This window comes from Microtetraspora malaysiensis, assembly GCF_001528665.1.
Lineage (GTDB): Bacteria > Actinomycetota > Actinomycetes > Streptosporangiales > Streptosporangiaceae > Microtetraspora_A > Microtetraspora_A malaysiensis.
The window spans coordinates 332,085-348,109 of record NZ_BBYJ01000006.1; the positions used below are offsets into that span (position 1 = coordinate 332,085).

The 16,025-nt window shown below is 72.8% G+C and carries 17 protein-coding genes; 14 read left to right on the top strand and 3 right to left on the bottom strand.

The window, feature by feature from the left end:
• Positions 1–12: 12 nt before the first annotated feature.
• Both AWQ71_RS06940 and AWQ71_RS06945 read left to right on the top strand, forming a co-directional pair.
• The gene (locus AWQ71_RS06940) at positions 13–465 is read left to right on the top strand and encodes a PH domain-containing protein (protein WP_067128411.1); all 453 of its coding nucleotides are present in this window, start codon (positions 13–15) and stop codon (positions 463–465) included.
• A gap of 100 nt (positions 466–565) precedes the next feature.
• Entirely contained in the window at positions 566–856 is a 291-nt protein-coding gene (locus AWQ71_RS06945; RefSeq protein ID WP_067128415.1) for a DUF4031 domain-containing protein, read from the top strand.
• Here AWQ71_RS06945 and AWQ71_RS06950 read toward each other — a convergent pair.
• A complete protein-coding gene (locus AWQ71_RS06950) occupies positions 845–1,465 on the bottom strand; it encodes an HD domain-containing protein (RefSeq protein ID WP_067128975.1) in 621 nt (206 codons plus the stop codon). The genes AWQ71_RS06945 and AWQ71_RS06950 overlap by 12 nt on opposite strands.
• A 107-nt stretch (positions 1,466–1,572) precedes the next feature.
• On the opposite strand from AWQ71_RS06950, the gene AWQ71_RS06955 reads away from it, so the two are divergent.
• The 5 genes from AWQ71_RS06955 to AWQ71_RS06975 all read left to right on the top strand — a co-directional run bounded on the left by AWQ71_RS06955 (position 1,573) and on the right by AWQ71_RS06975 (position 6,537).
• A complete protein-coding gene (locus AWQ71_RS06955) occupies positions 1,573–2,505 on the top strand; it encodes an AAA family ATPase (protein WP_067128418.1) in 933 nt (310 codons plus the stop codon).
• Complete coding sequence (locus AWQ71_RS06960) at positions 2,498–3,682, top strand: vWA domain-containing protein (protein ID WP_245658145.1); 1,185 nt, start codon at positions 2,498–2,500, stop codon at positions 3,680–3,682. The genes AWQ71_RS06955 and AWQ71_RS06960 overlap by 8 nt, the downstream gene beginning before the upstream one ends.
• On the top strand, positions 3,675–4,832 hold the full coding sequence (locus AWQ71_RS06965; protein ID WP_067128981.1) for an XdhC family protein: 1,158 nt from the start codon (positions 3,675–3,677) through the stop codon (positions 4,830–4,832). Before AWQ71_RS06960 ends, AWQ71_RS06965 begins: the two co-directional genes overlap by 8 nt.
• Positions 4,819–5,403 carry a nucleotidyltransferase family protein gene (locus AWQ71_RS06970; RefSeq protein ID WP_067128421.1) on the top strand — a complete coding sequence of 195 codons (585 nt, stop codon included), beginning with the start codon at positions 4,819–4,821 and terminating at the stop codon, positions 5,401–5,403. The genes AWQ71_RS06965 and AWQ71_RS06970 overlap by 14 nt, the downstream gene beginning before the upstream one ends.
• Before the next feature lie 99 nt (positions 5,404–5,502).
• Positions 5,503–6,537 (top strand): LLM class F420-dependent oxidoreductase, encoded by a 1,035-nt coding sequence (locus AWQ71_RS06975; RefSeq protein ID WP_067128424.1) that lies wholly within the window; start codon positions 5,503–5,505, stop codon positions 6,535–6,537.
• A gap of 123 nt (positions 6,538–6,660) precedes the next feature.
• Here AWQ71_RS06975 and AWQ71_RS06980 read toward each other — a convergent pair whose 3' ends face one another.
• On the bottom strand, positions 6,661–7,206 hold the full coding sequence (locus tag AWQ71_RS06980; protein WP_245658146.1) for a TetR/AcrR family transcriptional regulator: 546 nt from the start codon (positions 7,204–7,206) through the stop codon (positions 6,661–6,663).
• Positions 7,207–7,341: 135 nt separating this feature from the next.
• Between AWQ71_RS06980 and AWQ71_RS06985 the strand changes: the two genes are divergently transcribed.
• From AWQ71_RS06985 to AWQ71_RS07015, 7 genes are all read left to right on the top strand, one after another.
• Positions 7,342–8,859, top strand: a complete 1,518-nt coding sequence (locus AWQ71_RS06985) for an MDR family MFS transporter (RefSeq protein ID WP_067128430.1) — start codon at positions 7,342–7,344, stop codon at positions 8,857–8,859.
• A 57-nt stretch (positions 8,860–8,916) separates the two neighbouring features.
• Complete coding sequence (locus tag AWQ71_RS06990; protein WP_067128433.1) at positions 8,917–9,978, top strand: aminopeptidase P family protein; 1,062 nt, start codon at positions 8,917–8,919, stop codon at positions 9,976–9,978.
• 24 nt (positions 9,979–10,002) lie between these two features.
• Positions 10,003–10,563, top strand: coding sequence for an elongation factor P (gene efp / locus AWQ71_RS06995; protein WP_067128435.1), 561 nt, complete (start codon positions 10,003–10,005; stop codon positions 10,561–10,563).
• 1 nt (position 10,564) lies between these two features.
• The gene (gene nusB / locus AWQ71_RS07000; RefSeq protein WP_067128438.1) at positions 10,565–10,975 is read left to right on the top strand and encodes a transcription antitermination factor NusB; all 411 of its coding nucleotides are present in this window, start codon (positions 10,565–10,567) and stop codon (positions 10,973–10,975) included.
• 82 nt (positions 10,976–11,057) lie between these two features.
• Positions 11,058–11,777: a methyltransferase domain-containing protein gene (locus AWQ71_RS07005; protein ID WP_084258645.1), complete on the top strand. Its 720-nt coding sequence runs from the start codon at positions 11,058–11,060 to the stop codon at positions 11,775–11,777.
• 42 nt (positions 11,778–11,819) lie between these two features.
• The gene (locus tag AWQ71_RS07010; RefSeq protein WP_067128984.1) at positions 11,820–13,037 is read left to right on the top strand and encodes a DNA polymerase IV; all 1,218 of its coding nucleotides are present in this window, start codon (positions 11,820–11,822) and stop codon (positions 13,035–13,037) included.
• Positions 13,038–13,184: 147 nt separating this feature from the next.
• Complete coding sequence (locus AWQ71_RS07015) at positions 13,185–13,565, top strand: SCO2097 family morphological protein (protein WP_067128444.1); 381 nt, start codon at positions 13,185–13,187, stop codon at positions 13,563–13,565.
• 83 nt (positions 13,566–13,648) lie between these two features.
• Here AWQ71_RS07015 and AWQ71_RS07020 read toward each other — a convergent pair whose 3' ends face one another.
• Positions 13,649–16,003, bottom strand: a complete 2,355-nt coding sequence (locus AWQ71_RS07020; protein ID WP_067128448.1) for a transglutaminase TgpA family protein — start codon at positions 16,001–16,003, stop codon at positions 13,649–13,651.
• Between the last annotated feature and the right edge of the window lie 22 nt (positions 16,004–16,025).

Genomic DNA, 16,025 nt, shown 5'->3' on the forward strand with positions numbered 1-16,025 from the left:
CGGAGGTGCGCGATGACGACTGCCGCGCCGCCCCCGCTGCCGGTGACCTGGCGTCCGCGCCAGGCGCGGATCATCGCGTACTCCATGGCGGCGATCATGGTGGTGGGTTCGGTGGTCCTCGCGGTGATCCTGCCCGAGCAGTTCAAGCTGCCGGACCGGCTCGGCATGATCGCCTTCGGCGGCGCGGTGGCGGCCGTGCTGCACCTGCTCGGGCGGCTCCGCGTGGAGGCGGACGAGCGGGGCATCAAGGTCGTCAACGCGCTGCGGACCCACCACTTCGAATGGGCCCAGGTACTCGACGTGAACCTGGTCGAGGGCGAACCCTGGCCCAAGCTCGACCTGGCCGACGGTAACATCGTCGGCGCCATGGGCATCCAGGGCTCCGAGAAGGAGCGCTCCCGTAAGGCGGTCTCCGAGCTGCGCGCCCTCATCCGCGCCCGCGGTGAGGCCCCCGACCGCGACTGAGGCGGGGGAGCGGGCCCGCCGTTCGCGCCCGCCCAAGGGAGGTGCCGGGTTTCGCCGTAAAGTTCCTCTGGAACGATCGTCGAGCCCGGTGAGGTCCAGAGTGAGCGTGCTGATCGACTGGCCCAACTGGCCCGGGCCCCGCAGGCTGCTCTGGTCGCACCTCGTCAGCGATCATTCGTACGACGAGCTGCACGGCTTCGCCCAGCTCCTCGGCGTGCCGCCGCGCGCCTTCGACCGCGATCACTACGACGTTCCGGAGACGATCTACGACCACGCCGTCCTGCTCGGCGCCGAGCCGGTGTCGAGCCGGGAGCTCGTGTCGCGCCTGCGGGCCGCCGGGCTGCGCAACCCCAAGTGGCGCCCCCTGGCCGGCAGCCCCTCAGCCGAGTGAGGCGAGCTCCCCGGTGAGGTTCTCCCTGGCCCGCGCCTCCCACAGCGCCCGGCCGGCGGCCGTGCCGTACAGGTGGGGCCGGGCCAGGAGCCGCCGCAGGACCTGCGCGCGTCCCGCCCGGAACAGCTCATCCGGCACATGCCGGTACTCCTGTCGGACCGCCCGCGCGTACGTCGCGTAGGCCGCCCGCTCCCCGCCCAGAACGGACAGGTCGGCGTCGCACAGCACCGCCGCGTCCGCGTCGCCGGGCTCGTACGTGTGTGACGCGGTCACCCGGACCAGCCGGGCCACCTCACGGACCAGGCCGTCCGGCGCCCCGCACGCGGCCAGGCGGGCCTGCGCGAGCTGGGCGCTGCGCTCCTCGTCCCACCCCGCGCGTCCCTCGTACACCGCGTCGTGGAACCAGGCGGCGAGCCGTACGGCCCGCGGGTCGGCGGCGTGCCCGGCGAGCGGCTCGATCGCGGCGAGGACGGCGGCGAGGTGCGCGGCGGTGTGGTAGCGCCGGTGCGGCTCCGCCCAGCGCGCGATCAGCTCGGCGCGCAGCGCGTCCGCGCACGGGGAGGCGGCGAGGTCCAGGGATGCCGGAGGACGGAGGGCGGGCTGCTCCATGCCCGCGACCATATCGCCGCGAACGCCGAGCAATTTATACGAATCCATCCGCTGTTTGGCGAAATTGACCACAGTCAGGCGAGGGACGGTGGACGTAGCCTGACTGTGTGTCCCAGAGGACGAACCCGGACCCGGCGGCGGGGATCGACTCGCCCGCCAAGCTGGCCGCGCTGCTGGAAGAACACGACTACCTGGCCGACGAGGGCCTGGCCACGGCCGCGTTCCTGGCGTTGCGGATGGGGCGCCCGCTCTTCCTTGAGGGCGAGGCGGGCGTCGGCAAGACCGAGCTGGCCAAGACGCTCGCGGCGATCCTCGACGCCCCGCTCATCCGGCTGCAGTGCTACGAGGGGCTCGACGCCGCCCAGGCGCTCTACGACTGGGACTTCGCCCGCCAGCTGCTGCACATCAAGGCCGCCGAGGCGGCCGGGGCCACCGACGTCAAGGCGTTGGAAGGCGAGATCTACGACCGCAGGTTCCTGGTCGCCCGGCCGCTGCTGCGCGCCCTGGAGACCCGGCCCTGCGTGCTGCTCGTGGACGAGATCGACCGGGCCGACGACGAGTTCGAGGCGTTCCTCCTCGAGGTCCTTTCCGACTTCACGATCTCCGTGCCCGAGCTCGGCACGATCAGGGCGCAGACGCCGCCGGTCGTCGTCCTGACCTCCAACCGCACCCGCGAGGTGCACGAGGCGCTCAAACGGCGCTGCCTGTACCACTGGATCGAGCATCCCTCCTTCGAGCGCGAGGTCGCGATCCTGCTGCGGCGGCTGCCCGCCTGCACGGAGGAGCTCGCGGCCGAGGTGGCCGGCGCGGCCGGACGGCTGCGCGAGGCCGACCTGGTCAAGCCGCCCGGCGTGGCCGAGACGCTCGACTGGGCCGAGGCGCTGCTCACCCTCGGCGCCGCCCGCCTCGACCCCGGTTTGGCCGCGGTCACCCTGGGCGCGCTGCTCAAATACCGCGAGGACCAGGAGACCGTACGGCGCGGCGGCCTGCTGGGCGACGGGCTCGCGGCGCGCGCGGGAGGCGGAGGCGGCCGTGCCTGAGCCGCGCCGCGAGGCACGTGAGGGACACGGGGCGGCGGGCGACGACCGCGCCGCCCTCGTCCGGGCGATGACGGGCTTCGCCCGCACGCTGCGCGCGGCCGGGGTCGCCGCCGACCACCAGCGGACCCAGGGCTTCCTCGCCGCGCTGCGCGAGCTGGGCGCGCGCGAGCCGTGCGACGTCTACTGGGCCGGCCGGCTGACGCTCTGCTCCTGCCCCGACGACCTCGACCGGTACGACCGGTGCTTCGCGGCCTACTTCGGCGGCGCGCGGCCCGCCGCCCGCCGCGTGCCGCCCGCGGCGACCGTGACCCGGTTCGTCCTGCGCCCCGACGAGGGAGCCGGAGAGCCGGGCGAGGGAGGCGAGGCGAGCGCGGCGGCCACGGCGAGCGAGATCGAGGTGCTGCGCCACCGGGACGTCGCCCGGATGACCGCCGTCGAGCGGCAGGAGGTGGCCCGGCTGCTCGGGATGCTCAGGAGCGCCCGCGAGCGGCGCACGTCGCGTCGCCGCGCGCCGTCGCACCGCGGCGCGCTCGACGGCCGCCGCACCGTGCGCGAGGCGGTCCGCCGCGGCGGTGAGCCGGCCCGGCCGCGGTTCCGCGACCGCACCGAGAAGCCGCGCCGGGTCGTCATGCTCGTGGACGTGAGCGGCTCGATGGCCCCCTACGCCGACACCCTGCTGCGCTTCGCGCACGCCCTGGTCCGCGCCGAGCCGCGCGCCACCGAGGTGTTCAGCGTGGGCACCCGGCTCACCAGGGTGACCGCGGAGCTGCGCCACCGCGACCCCGCCGTCGCCATGGACGCCGTCTCGGCCGCGATCCCCGACTGGAGCGGCGGCACCCGGCTGGGGGAGGAGCTGAAGGAGTTGCTCCGGCTGTCCGACCCCCGGGGCGCGATCGTGGTGATCGCCTCGGACGGCTGGGAGCGGGGCGACGCGAGCCTGCTCGGCCGCCAGATGGAACGCCTGTCGCGGCTCGCCCACCGGGTGATCTGGGTCAATCCGCACAAGGGGGACCCGGCCTATCGGCCGCTGACCGCCGGGATGCGGGCGGCCCTGCCGTACGTCACCGAGTTCGTCGCCGGGCACAGCCTGGCCGCGTACGAGGAGCTCGCGCTCCGCCTGGCCGGCGGCACGGTCCCCGGTGCGGTTCATCGGGGGAGAGGCAGGCCGGATGCGTGACGTGCTGGCCCAGATCGTGCGCTGGTGGGAGGCGGGGGAGCGGTTCGGCCTGGCCACCGTGGTCGGCACGTTCCGCAGCGCGCCCCGGCCGCCCGGGGCGTCCATGGCGGTGCTCCGGGACGAGGCGACCGGCAGCGTCTCCGGCGGCTGCGTCGAGGGCGCGGTCTACGACCTGGCCCAGCGGGTGGTCGCGGACGGCACGCCCGTGCTCCAGCGGTACGGCGTCAGCGACGATGACGCCTTCTCCGTCGGCCTGACCTGCGGTGGCGTCATCGACGTGTTCGTCGAGCCCGTCTCGCGCGCGACCTACCCCGAGCTGGGGGAGGTCGCCGCCTCCATCGAGCGGAGCGAGCCGGTGGCGGTGGCGACGATCGTCGCCGGGCCGGGGCCGATCGGGGCGCGCCGCGTCGTACGGCCCGGTCGCGCCTCCGGCACGCTCGGCTCGTCCCGGCTCGACGACGCGGTGGACGACGACGCGCACGGGATGCTCGCCCAGGGGCTCACCGGCGTCCGCCGGTACGGCTCCGAGGGGGAGCGGCGGCTGGACGACCTACAGGTCTTCGTGCAGTCGTTCGCGCCGTCGCCGCGGATGCTGGTGTTCGGCGCCATCGACTTCGCCGCGGCCGTGGCGCGGATCGGCAAGTTCCTCGGCTACCACGTGGTGGTCTGCGACGCGCGTCCGGTGTTCGCCACCTCCCGCCGGTTTCCCGAGGCCGACGAGGTCGTGGTGAAGTGGCCGCACGACTACCTGGCGACGGCCGAGGTGGACGAGCGCACCGTGATCTGCGTTCTCACCCACGACCCCAAGTTCGACGTCCCGCTGCTGGAGGTCGCGCTGCGCACCCCGGCGACGTACGTTGGGGCGATGGGGTCGCGGCGCACCCACGAGGACCGGCTGCGGCGGTTGCGCGAGGCGGGGCTCACGGACACGGAGCTGTCCCGGCTGCGCTCGCCGATCGGGCTGGACCTCGGCGCGCGCACACCCGAGGAGACGGCGGTGTCGATCGCGGCCGAGCTGATCCAGCTCCGGTGGGGCGGAACCGGCCGCGCCCTGACCGAGACGACGGGCCGGATCCACGGCGACGCCGGGCTTTCGGGCGCGTCCGTCGCGGCGAGTCAGGGTGGGGAGCGTGCGGATGGCGACGGCTGATCCCAACGAGGTCGTGGGTGTCCTGCTCGCGGCCGGTTCGGGCCGCAGGATGGGCACACCGAAGGCGCTGGTGGAGTTCGAGGGGGAGCGGCTCGCCGATCGCGGCGTGCGGCTGCTCGCCGACGGGGGCTGCGACCCGGTGCTGATCGTGCTCGGCGCCGCGGAGGTGCGGGTCCCGGGCGCGGTCGCGGTGCACAACCCCGAGTGGGCGACCGGCATGGGCTCGTCGCTGCGCGCGGGCCTCGCCGCGCTGCCCGCCTCCGCCCGCGCCGCGGTGATCGCCCTCGTCGACCAGCCGCTGGTCCGGCCGGAGGCCGTGCGCCGCCTGATCGCGGCGTACCGCGCGGGCGCCGCGGTCGCGGTGGCCTGCTACGGCGGCGCGCCGCGCAACCCCGTGCTCATCACCCGCGAGCACTTCGCGGAGGTGGCCGCGCTGGCCCAGGGCGACGTGGGAGCGCGGCCCTTCCTGCGGGCGCGTCCCGAGCTGGTCACCCGGGTGGAGTGCGACGGGGTGGGCGACCCGGCCGACCTAGACACGCCGGACGACCTGCGCACGCTCGGATCCCGCTGACCCTCCGGGTTGGCCGCCGCCGGTCCGGTCGTTAGCCTGGGACCCCAAAGAAACGGAACATCATTCGGTTCCGGTGCTGCGCGCGGAAGGACGTACAGGATGCGGATCGGGATGGCCCTGAACTACGCGGGCGGGTTCAAGGAGACCGTGGCCGAGCTGGCCGACTACGAGAAGGCCGGGCTGGACATCGTCTTCGTCGCCGAGGCGTACAGCTTCGACGCGGTCAGCCAGATGGGCTACATCGCCGCCAGGACCGAGCGGTTGCAGATCGCCTCGGGCATCCTGCCGATCTACTCCCGCACTCCGGCGCTGCTGGCGATGACGGCCGCCGGGATGGACTACGTCTCCGACGGGCGGTTCACGCTCGGGCTGGGCGCCTCCGGCCCGCAGGTCATCGAGGGCTTCCACGGCGTGCCGTACACCGCGCCGCTGGGCCGGACCCGCGAGGTCATCGAGATCTGCCGCAAGGTCTGGCGGCGCGAACGCCTCGAATACGCCGGAAAGCACTACACCCTGCCCTATGAGGGCGGCACGGGCCTGGGCAAGCCGCTGAAGCTGATCAACCACCCGGTGCGCGACCGCATCCCGATCGTCCTCGCCGCGATCGGACCGAAGAACGTGGCGCTGGCCGCCGAGCTGGCCGAGGGCTGGGAGCCGATCTTCTTCATGCCGGAGAAGGCCGCCGACGTCTGGGGCGACTCTCTGGCGGCGGGCAAGGCGAAGCGTGACCCCTCGCTCGGCGAGCTCGACGTCATCGCCCAGGCGTTCCTCGCGATCGGCGACGACGTGGACGGGCTGCGCGAGCTGGGCCGTCCCATGGCCGCGCTGTACATCGGCGGCATGGGCGCCAAGGGCAAGAACTTCTACAACGACCTCGCCCGGCGCTACGGCTACGAGAAGGAGGCCGAGCGGATCCAGGACCTCTACCTGGAGGGGAAGAAGGACGAGGCCGCCGCGCTCGTCCCGGCCGAACTGCTCGAGCGGATGTCGCTGATCGGCTCGGAGGGCTTCGTCCGCGACCGGGTGGCGGCGATGCGGGAGGCCGGGGTGACCACGATCAACGTCGCGCCGATCGGCCGCACCCACGAGGAGCGTCTCGCGCTGATCGAGAAGATCAGGGACATCGCCGGCTGACCCGGCCCGCCCCCTCATAGCGCTCCCGCTCGCACGGCCTTTTCCCCGCCGATGCGGGCGGTGCCGGTGAGACTGCGGAAGCAGGGGGCATGACTTATCCGTGTATACGGAACAAATCCCCACTCAAGGGCGGAGACAGGCGGTGAAGACGGCGATCAGCCGGGCCTCCACCGCCGCCGGATCGGAGTCGCGGAGCGGCTCCGGCCCGAGCAGGCGGCGCAGCGAGCTGACGCCGAGGATGAACGTCACCGCGAGCGCGGCCCGCTCCCTCGGACGCGGGCCGCTCAGCCGTGCGGCGATCGCGCCGATCATGGCGTCCTCGACCCGGGCCCGGAGCACCGCCCTGATCTCCGGGCTGGTCCCCGCACGGTCGATCGTGCGGGTGAGCTGCTCCACCGTCCCGGTGTGCAGCCGCAGCGCCATGCGCGCGGCGAGCCGCGCGGGCAGTCCCTCGGGGTCCCCCTCGATGACCGCCTCCAGAGTCGAGCCCGTCGCGACGACCTGGGCGAAGAGTCCCGCCTTCGTGCCGAAGTAGCGGTTGATCAGGGAGACGTTGGCTTCGGCGGCGGCGGCGATCATGCGCATCGTGACCTGCTCGTAGCCGTGCTCGGCGAACAGTTCCCTGGCCGCCTCCAGGATCCGCCGGCTGGTCGCCGCACGATCTCTCATGGGGCGCAACCTTAACGCGTTTGACATGTAAACAAGCGTCTACTAATCCTTAGAGAAACTAACTAATCTGGGGGATCCGTGACTGACGTCGTGAATCAGGCGGGAACCCGCCGGACGCATACACACCGGGAGGTCATGGAAATCCTCTCGGGGCTGCTCCTCGCGCTCCTGACCTCGATGATCTCGACGTCCGTGGTCGGCACCGCGCTTCCCACCATCGTCGGCGACCTCGGCGGGCAGGATCAGCTCTCCTGGGTCGCCAGCGCGACGCTGCTCACGATGACCGTCTCGACCCCCCTGTGGGGCAAGCTGTCCGACATCTTCGGGCGCAAGCTCATGTTCCAGACGTCCCTCATGCTGTTCGTGGCCGCCTCGGTGGTCGCGGGGCTGTCGCAGAACATCGGGATGCTGATCGCGGCCAGGGCGGTGCAGGGTCTCGGCACGGGCGGGCTCTCCGCGCTGACCCAGGTCATCCTCGGCGACGTGGTCGAGCCGAGGGAGCGGGGACGCTACTCCGGCTACGTCGGCGCGGTCTTCGGCGTCTCCACCGTCGCCGGCCCGCTGCTCGGCGGGTTCATCGTCGACGCGTCCTGGCTCGGCTGGCGGTGGTGCTTCTACGTCTGCGTCCCGCTCGCCGTCGTCGCGTTCGCCGTGATCCAGAAGGTGCTGCCCCGCGACCACGAGCACCGCGACGCCCGCCTCGACTGGTGGGGCGCCTTCACGATCACCGGCGCCGCCACCTCCTTCATGCTCGTGCTCTCCCTGGGCGGCCACGAGTTCGAGTGGAACTCCGGCTGGACGTACGGCCTGTGCGCGCTCGGCGTGGCGCTCATCCTGCTCGCGGTGGTCGCCGAGCGGCGGGCGGCCGGCCCGATCCTCCCGCCCCGGCTGTTCCGCGACCGGACCTTCCTGCTGGCCAGCCTGGCCTCCCTCCTCGTCGGCATCGCCATGTACGGCGCGATGATCTACCTGCCGCAGTACCTGCAGATCGTCAAGGGCATGAGCCCGACGGCCTCCGGCCTGATGACGCTGCCCATGGTCGTGAGCCTCTTCCTCGGCTCCATCGTCTCCGGCCGCATCGTCACCAGGACCGGCCGCTGGAAGGCCTATCCCGTGGCCGGGATGCTGCTCGTCGCCGGCGGCCTCGGCCTGCTCTCCCGGCTGCACGTCGACTCCAGCGACCTCGTGATCGGCCTCGACATGGCGGTCTTCGGCCTCGGCCTCGGCCTCACCATGCAGATGCTGATCCTCGCCGCCCAGAACGCCGCCGAGGTGCGCGACATGGCCGCCACCACCTCCGGCGTCGCGTTCTTCCGCAGCCTCGGCGGCGCCATCGGCGTGGCCGCGTACGGCGCGATCCTCACGAACAAGGTCAAGAGCGAGCTGACGTCGATGATGGCGGCCGCGCACATCACCCCGTCGGGTGGCGGGTCCACCCTCAGCCTCGGCACCCCCGAGGCCATCGCGAAGCTGCCCGCCCCGATCCACACGATGGTGCTGGAGGCGTACGCGCGGGGCATGCAGACGGTGTTCCTCGTCGGCGTGCCCGCCGCGTTCCTCGGGTTCGTCGCGGTGCTGCTCCTGCGCGAGGCGCCGCTGCGCTCTTCCCGCGCCGCCCAGGCCCGCAGGCCCGCCCCCGCCGAGAGCGCCTGAGGCCGGGAGGCGCCGCGGCGCGGCGTAGAGTCCCCCCATCGGATCGGAGGACCCCCCATGCCATTCGCCGCACGCCGCGCCAAGGTCGCCGCGGCACTGTCCGGGCACGACCTCACCGCGCTGCTCGTCACGCGGCCGGTCAACGTGCGCTATCTCACCGGCCTGTCCAGCTCCAACGCCGCGGTGCTCGTCACCGCGGCCGGGGAGGCCGTGCTCGCCACCGACTCCCGCTACATCGGGACGGCCCGGCGCGAGTGCGCCGACGTCGAGACGGTGGAGACGCGCGACGTCACCGGCGCGCTGGCCGGACGCCCGGAGGGCGCGGGACGGCTCGCCGTCGAGGCGCACGACATGTCGGTCGCCGGCTACCACAAGCTGCTGGCGGACCACCCGGACCTCGGCGCGGTCTCCGGGGTGGTCGAGGAGGTCAGGACCGTCAAGGACGAGACCGAGATCGAGGCGCTCCGCCGCGCCTGCGCGATCACCGACGCGGCGTTCTCGCGGGTGGCCGAACGGATCGCGCCCGGCGTCACCGAGATCGAGGTCGCCCGGTGGCTGGAGTCGGCCATGGTGGAGCTCGGCGCGGAGAAGCCGGCCTTCGACTCCATCGTGGCGAGCGGCCCGAACGGCGCGGTGCCGCACCACTCGCCGTCCGGGCGCGCGATCGAGTCCGGAGACCTGGTGACCATGGACTTCGGCGCCCGCGTCGACGGCTACCACGCCGACATGACCCGCACCGTCGCCGTCGGCCGCCCCGCCGACTGGCTCCGCGACCTCTACGAGCTCGTACGGCGGGCCCAGCGTGCCGGCCGCCACGCCGTACGGCCGGGGGCGTCGGCGCACGACGTGGACGCGGCCGCGCGGACGGTGATCGAGGAGGCCGGGCACGCCGAACACTTCGGCCACGGGCTGGGCCACGGGGTCGGCCTGGAGATCCACGAGCAGCCGTTCCTCGGCCCCGGCAAGACCGGTAGAATAGACGATCGGGTTCCGCTCACCGTTGAGCCGGGGGTTTACCTGCCCGGCAGGGGCGGGGTGCGCATCGAGGACACGCTGGTGGCTCGAGCCGACGGTCCGGAGCTCCTCACACTGACCACCAAGGAGCTGCTCGTCATCTAGGGCAGCCGCACTCAGGAGAACCACGTGGCGACGACGAACGACCTCAAGAACGGACTGGTGCTCAAGCTCGACGGCGGGGAACTCTGGACCGTCGTGGAGTTTCAGCACGTCAAGCCCGGCAAGGGCGGCGCGTTCGTCCGCACCAAGCTGAAGAACGTCATGTCCGGCAAGGTCCTGGACAAGACCTTCAACGCGGGCGTCAAGGTTGAAGTGGCCAACGTCGACAAGCGCGAGATGCAGTACTCGTACTTGGACGGCGAGGACTTCGTCTTCATGGACACCGAGACGTACGACATGCTGCACGTCTCGCGCGCCGCCGCCGGCGACACCGCCAACTACCTGCTCGAGAACATGCTCGCCACGGTGGCGATCAACGAGGGCAACGTGCTCTACGTCGAGCTTCCCGCCGCCGTCGAGCTGACCATCGCCGAGACCGAGCCCGGCCTGCAGGGCGACCGCTCCACCGGCGGCACCAAGCCGGCCAAGCTGGAGACCGGCGCCGAGATCAAGGTTCCGCTGTTCATCACGACCGGCGAGAAGGTCAAGGTCGACACCCGCAGCGGCGAATACCTCGGTCGGGCCTGACGTGTCAGCTCGGGGCAAGGCCCGACGACGCGCGCTCGACATCCTGTTCGAGGCCGAGGCGCGCGACGAGAGCCCGCTGACTGTCCTGGCCGAGCGCGTCCAGCGCGCCGAGCCGCCCGTCAACGAGTACACCTCCGCTCTGGTGGAGGGCGTGGCCAAGAACCTCGGCCGCATCGACGATCTTCTCGCCACGTACGCCGAAGGCTGGACGCTGGAGCGCATGCCCGCTGTCGACCGCAACATCCTGCGCGGCGGCACGTACGAGATGCTCTGGTCGGACGAGGTGCCCGAGGGCGTCGTCATCAGCGAGTGGGTGCATCTCGCCGCCGAGCTGTCCACCGACGAGTCGCCGCACTTCGTCAACGGCCTGCTCGCTCGGTTCAAGCAGCTCAAGCCGTCGCTGTCCCTCTGATCGACCGGTCCGCTCCCGCCTCGCGCGGGGGTGTCCGGCCGTGCCGTTAGGCTGGCGGGAGCCGTACGAGGGAGGGGCGAAAGTGCGTGACGCCACGCGGCAGACCGTCGTCTGGGAGGCGCTCCGCGCGGTCCTGGCGGACCTGACCGCCGCGACAGGACGCGACAGGCTGGACATCGTGGACGCGGGAGGGGGCACCGGCGGGTTCGCGGTGCCGCTGGCCGGGCTGGGTCACGCCGTCACCGTGGTCGATCCGTCACCGGACTCGCTGGCCGCGCTGGAGCGCCGGGCCGCCGAGACCGGTGTTCCCGTGCGCGCAGTGCAGGGCGACGCCGGGGACCTCGGCGACCTCCTGGAGTCCGGCGGCGCCGATCTGGTGCTCTGCCACAGCGTCCTCGAATACGTCGAGGACCCCGCCGCGGCGCTGGCCGCCGCCGCGGGCATCCTGCGCCGGGGCGGCGTGGTCAGCGTGCTGGCCGCGAACCCGGTGGCCACCGCCATCCACCGCGCCCTGTCCGGCAATTTCGGTGAGGCGCGGCAGGTGCTCGCCGACTCCGCCGGGCGCTGGGGCGACCGCGACCCCACCCCGCGCAGGTTCACCAAGGAGGACGTGACCGGCCTCCTGGCCAAGGCCGGGTTCACCGTCGCGGACGTGCACGGCGTCCGGGTCTTCGCCGACCTCGTGCCGAGCCGGCTGGCGGAGGCGGACCCGGCGGCCCTGGTCGAGCTGGAGCGGGCCGCCGCCGCCCATCCCGTGCTGCGCGACATCGCCACCCAGGTGCACGTCATCGCCTACCGATAGAACTCCTGTTCGGATAGGATCGAAGGCGTGTCCCGGAAGCAGATGCTCCCCCAAGGCGGCGGCGGGCTGGCCGATGACAGCGGCTGCCCGATCCTGCACGTGGACATGGACGCCTTCTTCGCCAGCGTCGAGCTGCTCGACCGGCCCGAGCTGCGCGGCCTGCCCGTCATCGTCGGCGCCGCCGGGGCCCGCGGGGTGGTCCTCAGCGCCACCTATGAGGCCCGCCGGTTCGGCGTGCACTCGGCGATGCCGATGACCCGGGCGATGCGCGTCTGCCCGCGCGCCACGATCATCCCGCCGGATCACCGCAAGTACACCGCGGTCTCCCGGGGCGTCATGGAGATCTTCCGGTCGATCACCCCCGAGGTGGAGCCGATCTCCTCCGACGAGGCGTTCCTCGACGTCGGTGGCGCCCGGCGCCGGCTCGGCAGTCCCTCCGCCATCGCCGCCATGATCCGCGAGCAGGTCGCCGAGCAGTACGGCATCACCTGCTCGGTCGGCGTCGCGAGCAACAAGTTCGTGGCCAAGCTCGCCTCCCGCCAGTGCAAGCCCGACGGGCTGCTCGTCGTCCCGGCGGACGGCGTGGTCGAGTTCCTCCATCCGCTGCCCGTCGCCGCCCTGTGGGGCGTCGGCGAGCGCACCGAGCAGGTCCTGGTCCGGCTGGGCATCCGCACCGTCGGCGATCTGGCCCAGGTGCCCGTGTCCACGCTCCAGCGCGAGCTCGGGGCCGTCGGCGCCCACCTCGCCGCCCTGGCCTGGGGCCGGGACGAGCGCCCGGTGGTGGCGCACACCCCGGACAAGAGCATCGGCAACGAGGAGACGTTCCCGTTCGACGTCGACGACCCGGAGACGATCAGGCGCGAGCTGCTGCGGCTGTCCGAGCGGGTCGCGGCCCGGCTCAGAGCGAGCGGCCAGGTCGGCCGGACCGTCAGCGTCAAGCTGCGCCGCGCCGACTTCACCACGATCACCAGATCGCGTACGCTGCGCGAGGCCACCGACGTCGCCAAGGAGATATTCGCCACATCCTGTGAACTTTTCGCCGCCGCCGGGCTGGATCGGGTCCGGCTGCGGCTGGTCGGGGTGCGCATGGAAAACCTCCGCCCGGCCGGCACGGTCACCCGCCAGCTCAGCCTCGGCGAGAGAGAGACCGGCTGGCGAGAGGCGGAACAGGCGATGGACAAGGCGATCCGGCGCTTCGGTCCCGATGCGGTCCGCCCGGCTTCGCTCGTCCGCCCTCCGTCTGGTCCAATGGATCTATGACGTCCCCACCGGTTTGGACCACGTTGGACGTTTTCTTTCGTCTACGTCTACAGCCTCGTATTCTGGGGATAACCGACCGCGAGGTCCGGACACCCCGTGTCGTCCGTTGCCGTTTTCCCCGAAATGGGGCCGTCCTTGGGAGGCGCCGTGCCGCTCTCTGAGCACGAGCAGCGCTTGCTCGACCAGATCGAGCAGGGTCTCTACGCCGAGGACCCGAAGTGGGCCAACGCCGTTCGGATCAGCGATCCGCGCAGCCACTACAAGCGGCGCCTGCTGAAGGCGTCCCTCGGCTTCGCGCTCGGCGTCGTCCTGCTGATGGTCGGCGTCGTGGCAAACGAGATCTGGCTCGGCGTCGCCGGGTTCGTGGTGATGCTGGCGACCTGCCTCTGGGGCCTGTCCAGCTGGAAGCGCATGAACGGCTTCGGCGTCGAGAGCCCGGCCCCCCGGGCACGCGGCCGCCGCCCGCAGCGTCTGGGCTTCATGGACCGCATGGAGGAGCGCTGGCGCCGTCGCACCGACGAGCGCTGAACCTCCGCCTTCGGCGACCGACACGGGGAGAGCGGTCGTGGCGGCTCGCCGCGAGTGAGCCGCCACCGACGTTCCCAGGCCCCCTACCTGGTGCCCGCCTCGCCCTTGGACAGGGGCAGCCACCGGATGCCCTCCAGCCGGTCGAACCCGTCCAGCACCCTCGTCCCCGCCGCCCGCACCCGCAGCAGGATCGACCGAGGCGCGAGCAGCGCCCCCATCCGCCGCTTCCCCGGCACCGCTCCCATCAGGGCCCGCCGTACGCATGACAGCTCGGCCGCCGCGGGTCCCGCCGACGGCGGGGACGCGGCGTAACGCATCCGCTCTTCAGCCGTCGCGACGGCCGTGACCGCCGCCGCGGCCTCCGCGTCGAACTCGTACATCTCCGTCAGTCTCCGGGCGAGCGCGCGCGGGCTCTCGCTCGGCTCCCGCGCCTCGCCGAGATCGGTCAGGGTGTCGCACAGCTCGGCCCACGCGGCCCTGATCGCGGGCGCGGCCCCGCCGCGCCGGATCTGCGCGTGCCGGCGCCGGCGGACCAGCGTCCGGGCCGCCGCCGGGACCAGCGCGAGCAGCAGGACGCCCGCCGCGCCCAACGCGATCTTCGCGGCCACCGGCATACCCGGGTCCACCGCGACCGGGACGGCCCCGAGATCGCGTTCGAAGTCCCTCGGATTGCGGCGGGTCGGGCCCTGGGAGGAGGTGTCCTCCTCGTCGGAGGCAGGCCCGGCGGACGGGTCGGCCGACGGCGTGACCTCGGACGGGCGCGGCAGCGAGTAGTCGGGCACGCGGGCCGTGCCCTGGCCCGCGCCACCGGCCGGTGTCGGCTCGAAGGGCAGCCAGCCCACGCCCTCGAAGTACAGCTCCGGCCAGGCGTGCGCGTCCTGGGTGCGCACCGCCCACGACTTCTCGATCTTCGTGCCGCCCGTGTAGCCGATCGACACCCGCGCCGGGATGCCGATCACCCGGGCCATCACCGCCATCGCGCTGGCGAACTGCTCGCAGTACCCCGTGCGCGCGGTGAGGATGAACCGCGACAGCGCGCTGCCACCCGACCCCTTCGTCTCCAGGCTGTAGCTGAAGCCGCCGGTACGGGTGAACCACTCCTGCAGCAGGACGGCCTTCTGGTACGGCGTGGCGCCCTTCGCCGTCACCCGCCCGGCCATGGCGACGATCTTGGGGTCCAGGTCCGGCAGCGCGAGGAAGCGCGAGTCCGGCGTCGGCGTGTCCATGGTGTCCAGCTGGTCACGGGTGGGCCGCGGCTCGTTCACCACCACCCGGTAGTTCAGCCCGGCGGCCTCGTCACGGGTGGAGAACACCATCCGCGACGCCTGGTCGGCCCGCCAGTCGCCGTCGACGTCGACCTCGACCGCCGGATAGGGCAGGGGCAGGAAGAGCAGCGGGCCGATGTCCTCGCTCACGCTGATGCGGCTCTCCACCCGGTTCGTCGCGATGCCGGGCCCGAGGCCGGGCGGCGGCGGCAGCGGTCCCTCCGACACCCGGTCCTCCGGGCGGCCGCGCAGCGGGCTCACCGTCCACTTCTTCCCGTCGAAGACGTCGAGCGCGTAGATGCGCAGGTAGCGCGGCCGGTCGTCGGCGCTGGTGTAGGTCAGCACCGTCAGGTTCCGTTGCTGCGACAACTGGCCACTGAGCTTGGCGATCGCGTCGGGGATGCCGATGCTGTTGCCGCCCTTCCCCGACCCGTTGCCCACGCCGAAGCCGAACAGCGGGTCGGGGCTCAGTGCCGGGAGCAACGCGGGCAGGACGACCGCGAGGGCGATCGCGGTCGCGCCGATCCGCTTGCCGGAGAGCGCGAGCCGCCCTGAGTCCGCCTTGTCAGTCCCGACCGAACGAGCCCGCCGCACCAGTACGGCACGGCCCCACTGGGTGAGCCGCTCCCGGCCGTCCGCCACCAGCAGTCCGACGTAGCCGATCGCCGCGATCACGAAGGCCGGCCAGGCGACCGGCTCGGTCAGCACCGCGGCGGGCACCGTGAACAGGCCGAGCAGGGGCAGCCCCGCCAGCGCGGCCCGGCGCAGCCGTACCGCGAACAGGTCCACCAGGATGGCGATCAGGCCGACGCCGCTCGCGGTCAGCATGCTCACGCCGGGCTCGGCCGGCACTGGCACGGCGTATCGCTGGATGTCGGTGAACCCCTCGGCGAGCAGCTCGCCCAGCCGCAGTGCCGACGCCTTCGTCGGGACCACCCACGCCCACGTGTGCTCTTTGGCGAACGTGGCCGACAGGAACACCGCCGTCGCGAGCAGCAGCAGGGGCGGCACCGCCCACTTCGGCGCGTCGAACCGCGACGCGAGGGTCGCTCCGCCGGTCGTGACCAGGAGGGTGCCCACACAGGCCCAGAACCAGGCCCCGCCCTCGAACAGCGAGTAGAGCGTCAGCGTTACCGCGCCGACGGCCAGCCCCGCGACGACCGACAGCCTCATCGCCCGCTCACCGGCCCTCTCC

Coding starts and splice junctions, on each gene's coding strand:
- AWQ71_RS06980 (WP_245658146.1), bottom strand. CDS start 7,206: ATGAGAGATCGTGCGGCGACCAGCCGGCGGATCCTGGAGGCGGCCAGG.
- AWQ71_RS06950 (WP_067128975.1), bottom strand. CDS start 1,465: ATGGAGCAGCCCGCCCTCCGTCCTCCGGCATCCCTGGACCTCGCCGCC.
- AWQ71_RS06985 (WP_067128430.1), top strand. CDS start 7,342: ATGGAAATCCTCTCGGGGCTGCTCCTCGCGCTCCTGACCTCGATGATC.
- AWQ71_RS07010 (WP_067128984.1), top strand. CDS start 11,820: ATGCTCCCCCAAGGCGGCGGCGGGCTGGCCGATGACAGCGGCTGCCCG.
- AWQ71_RS06965 (WP_067128981.1), top strand. CDS start 3,675: ATGCGTGACGTGCTGGCCCAGATCGTGCGCTGGTGGGAGGCGGGGGAG.
- AWQ71_RS06990 (WP_067128433.1), top strand. CDS start 8,917: ATGCCATTCGCCGCACGCCGCGCCAAGGTCGCCGCGGCACTGTCCGGG.
- AWQ71_RS07020 (WP_067128448.1), bottom strand. CDS start 16,003: ATGAGGCTGTCGGTCGTCGCGGGGCTGGCCGTCGGCGCGGTAACGCTG.
- AWQ71_RS06970 (WP_067128421.1), top strand. CDS start 4,819: ATGGCGACGGCTGATCCCAACGAGGTCGTGGGTGTCCTGCTCGCGGCC.
- AWQ71_RS06975 (WP_067128424.1), top strand. CDS start 5,503: ATGCGGATCGGGATGGCCCTGAACTACGCGGGCGGGTTCAAGGAGACC.
- AWQ71_RS06940 (WP_067128411.1), top strand. CDS start 13: ATGACGACTGCCGCGCCGCCCCCGCTGCCGGTGACCTGGCGTCCGCGC.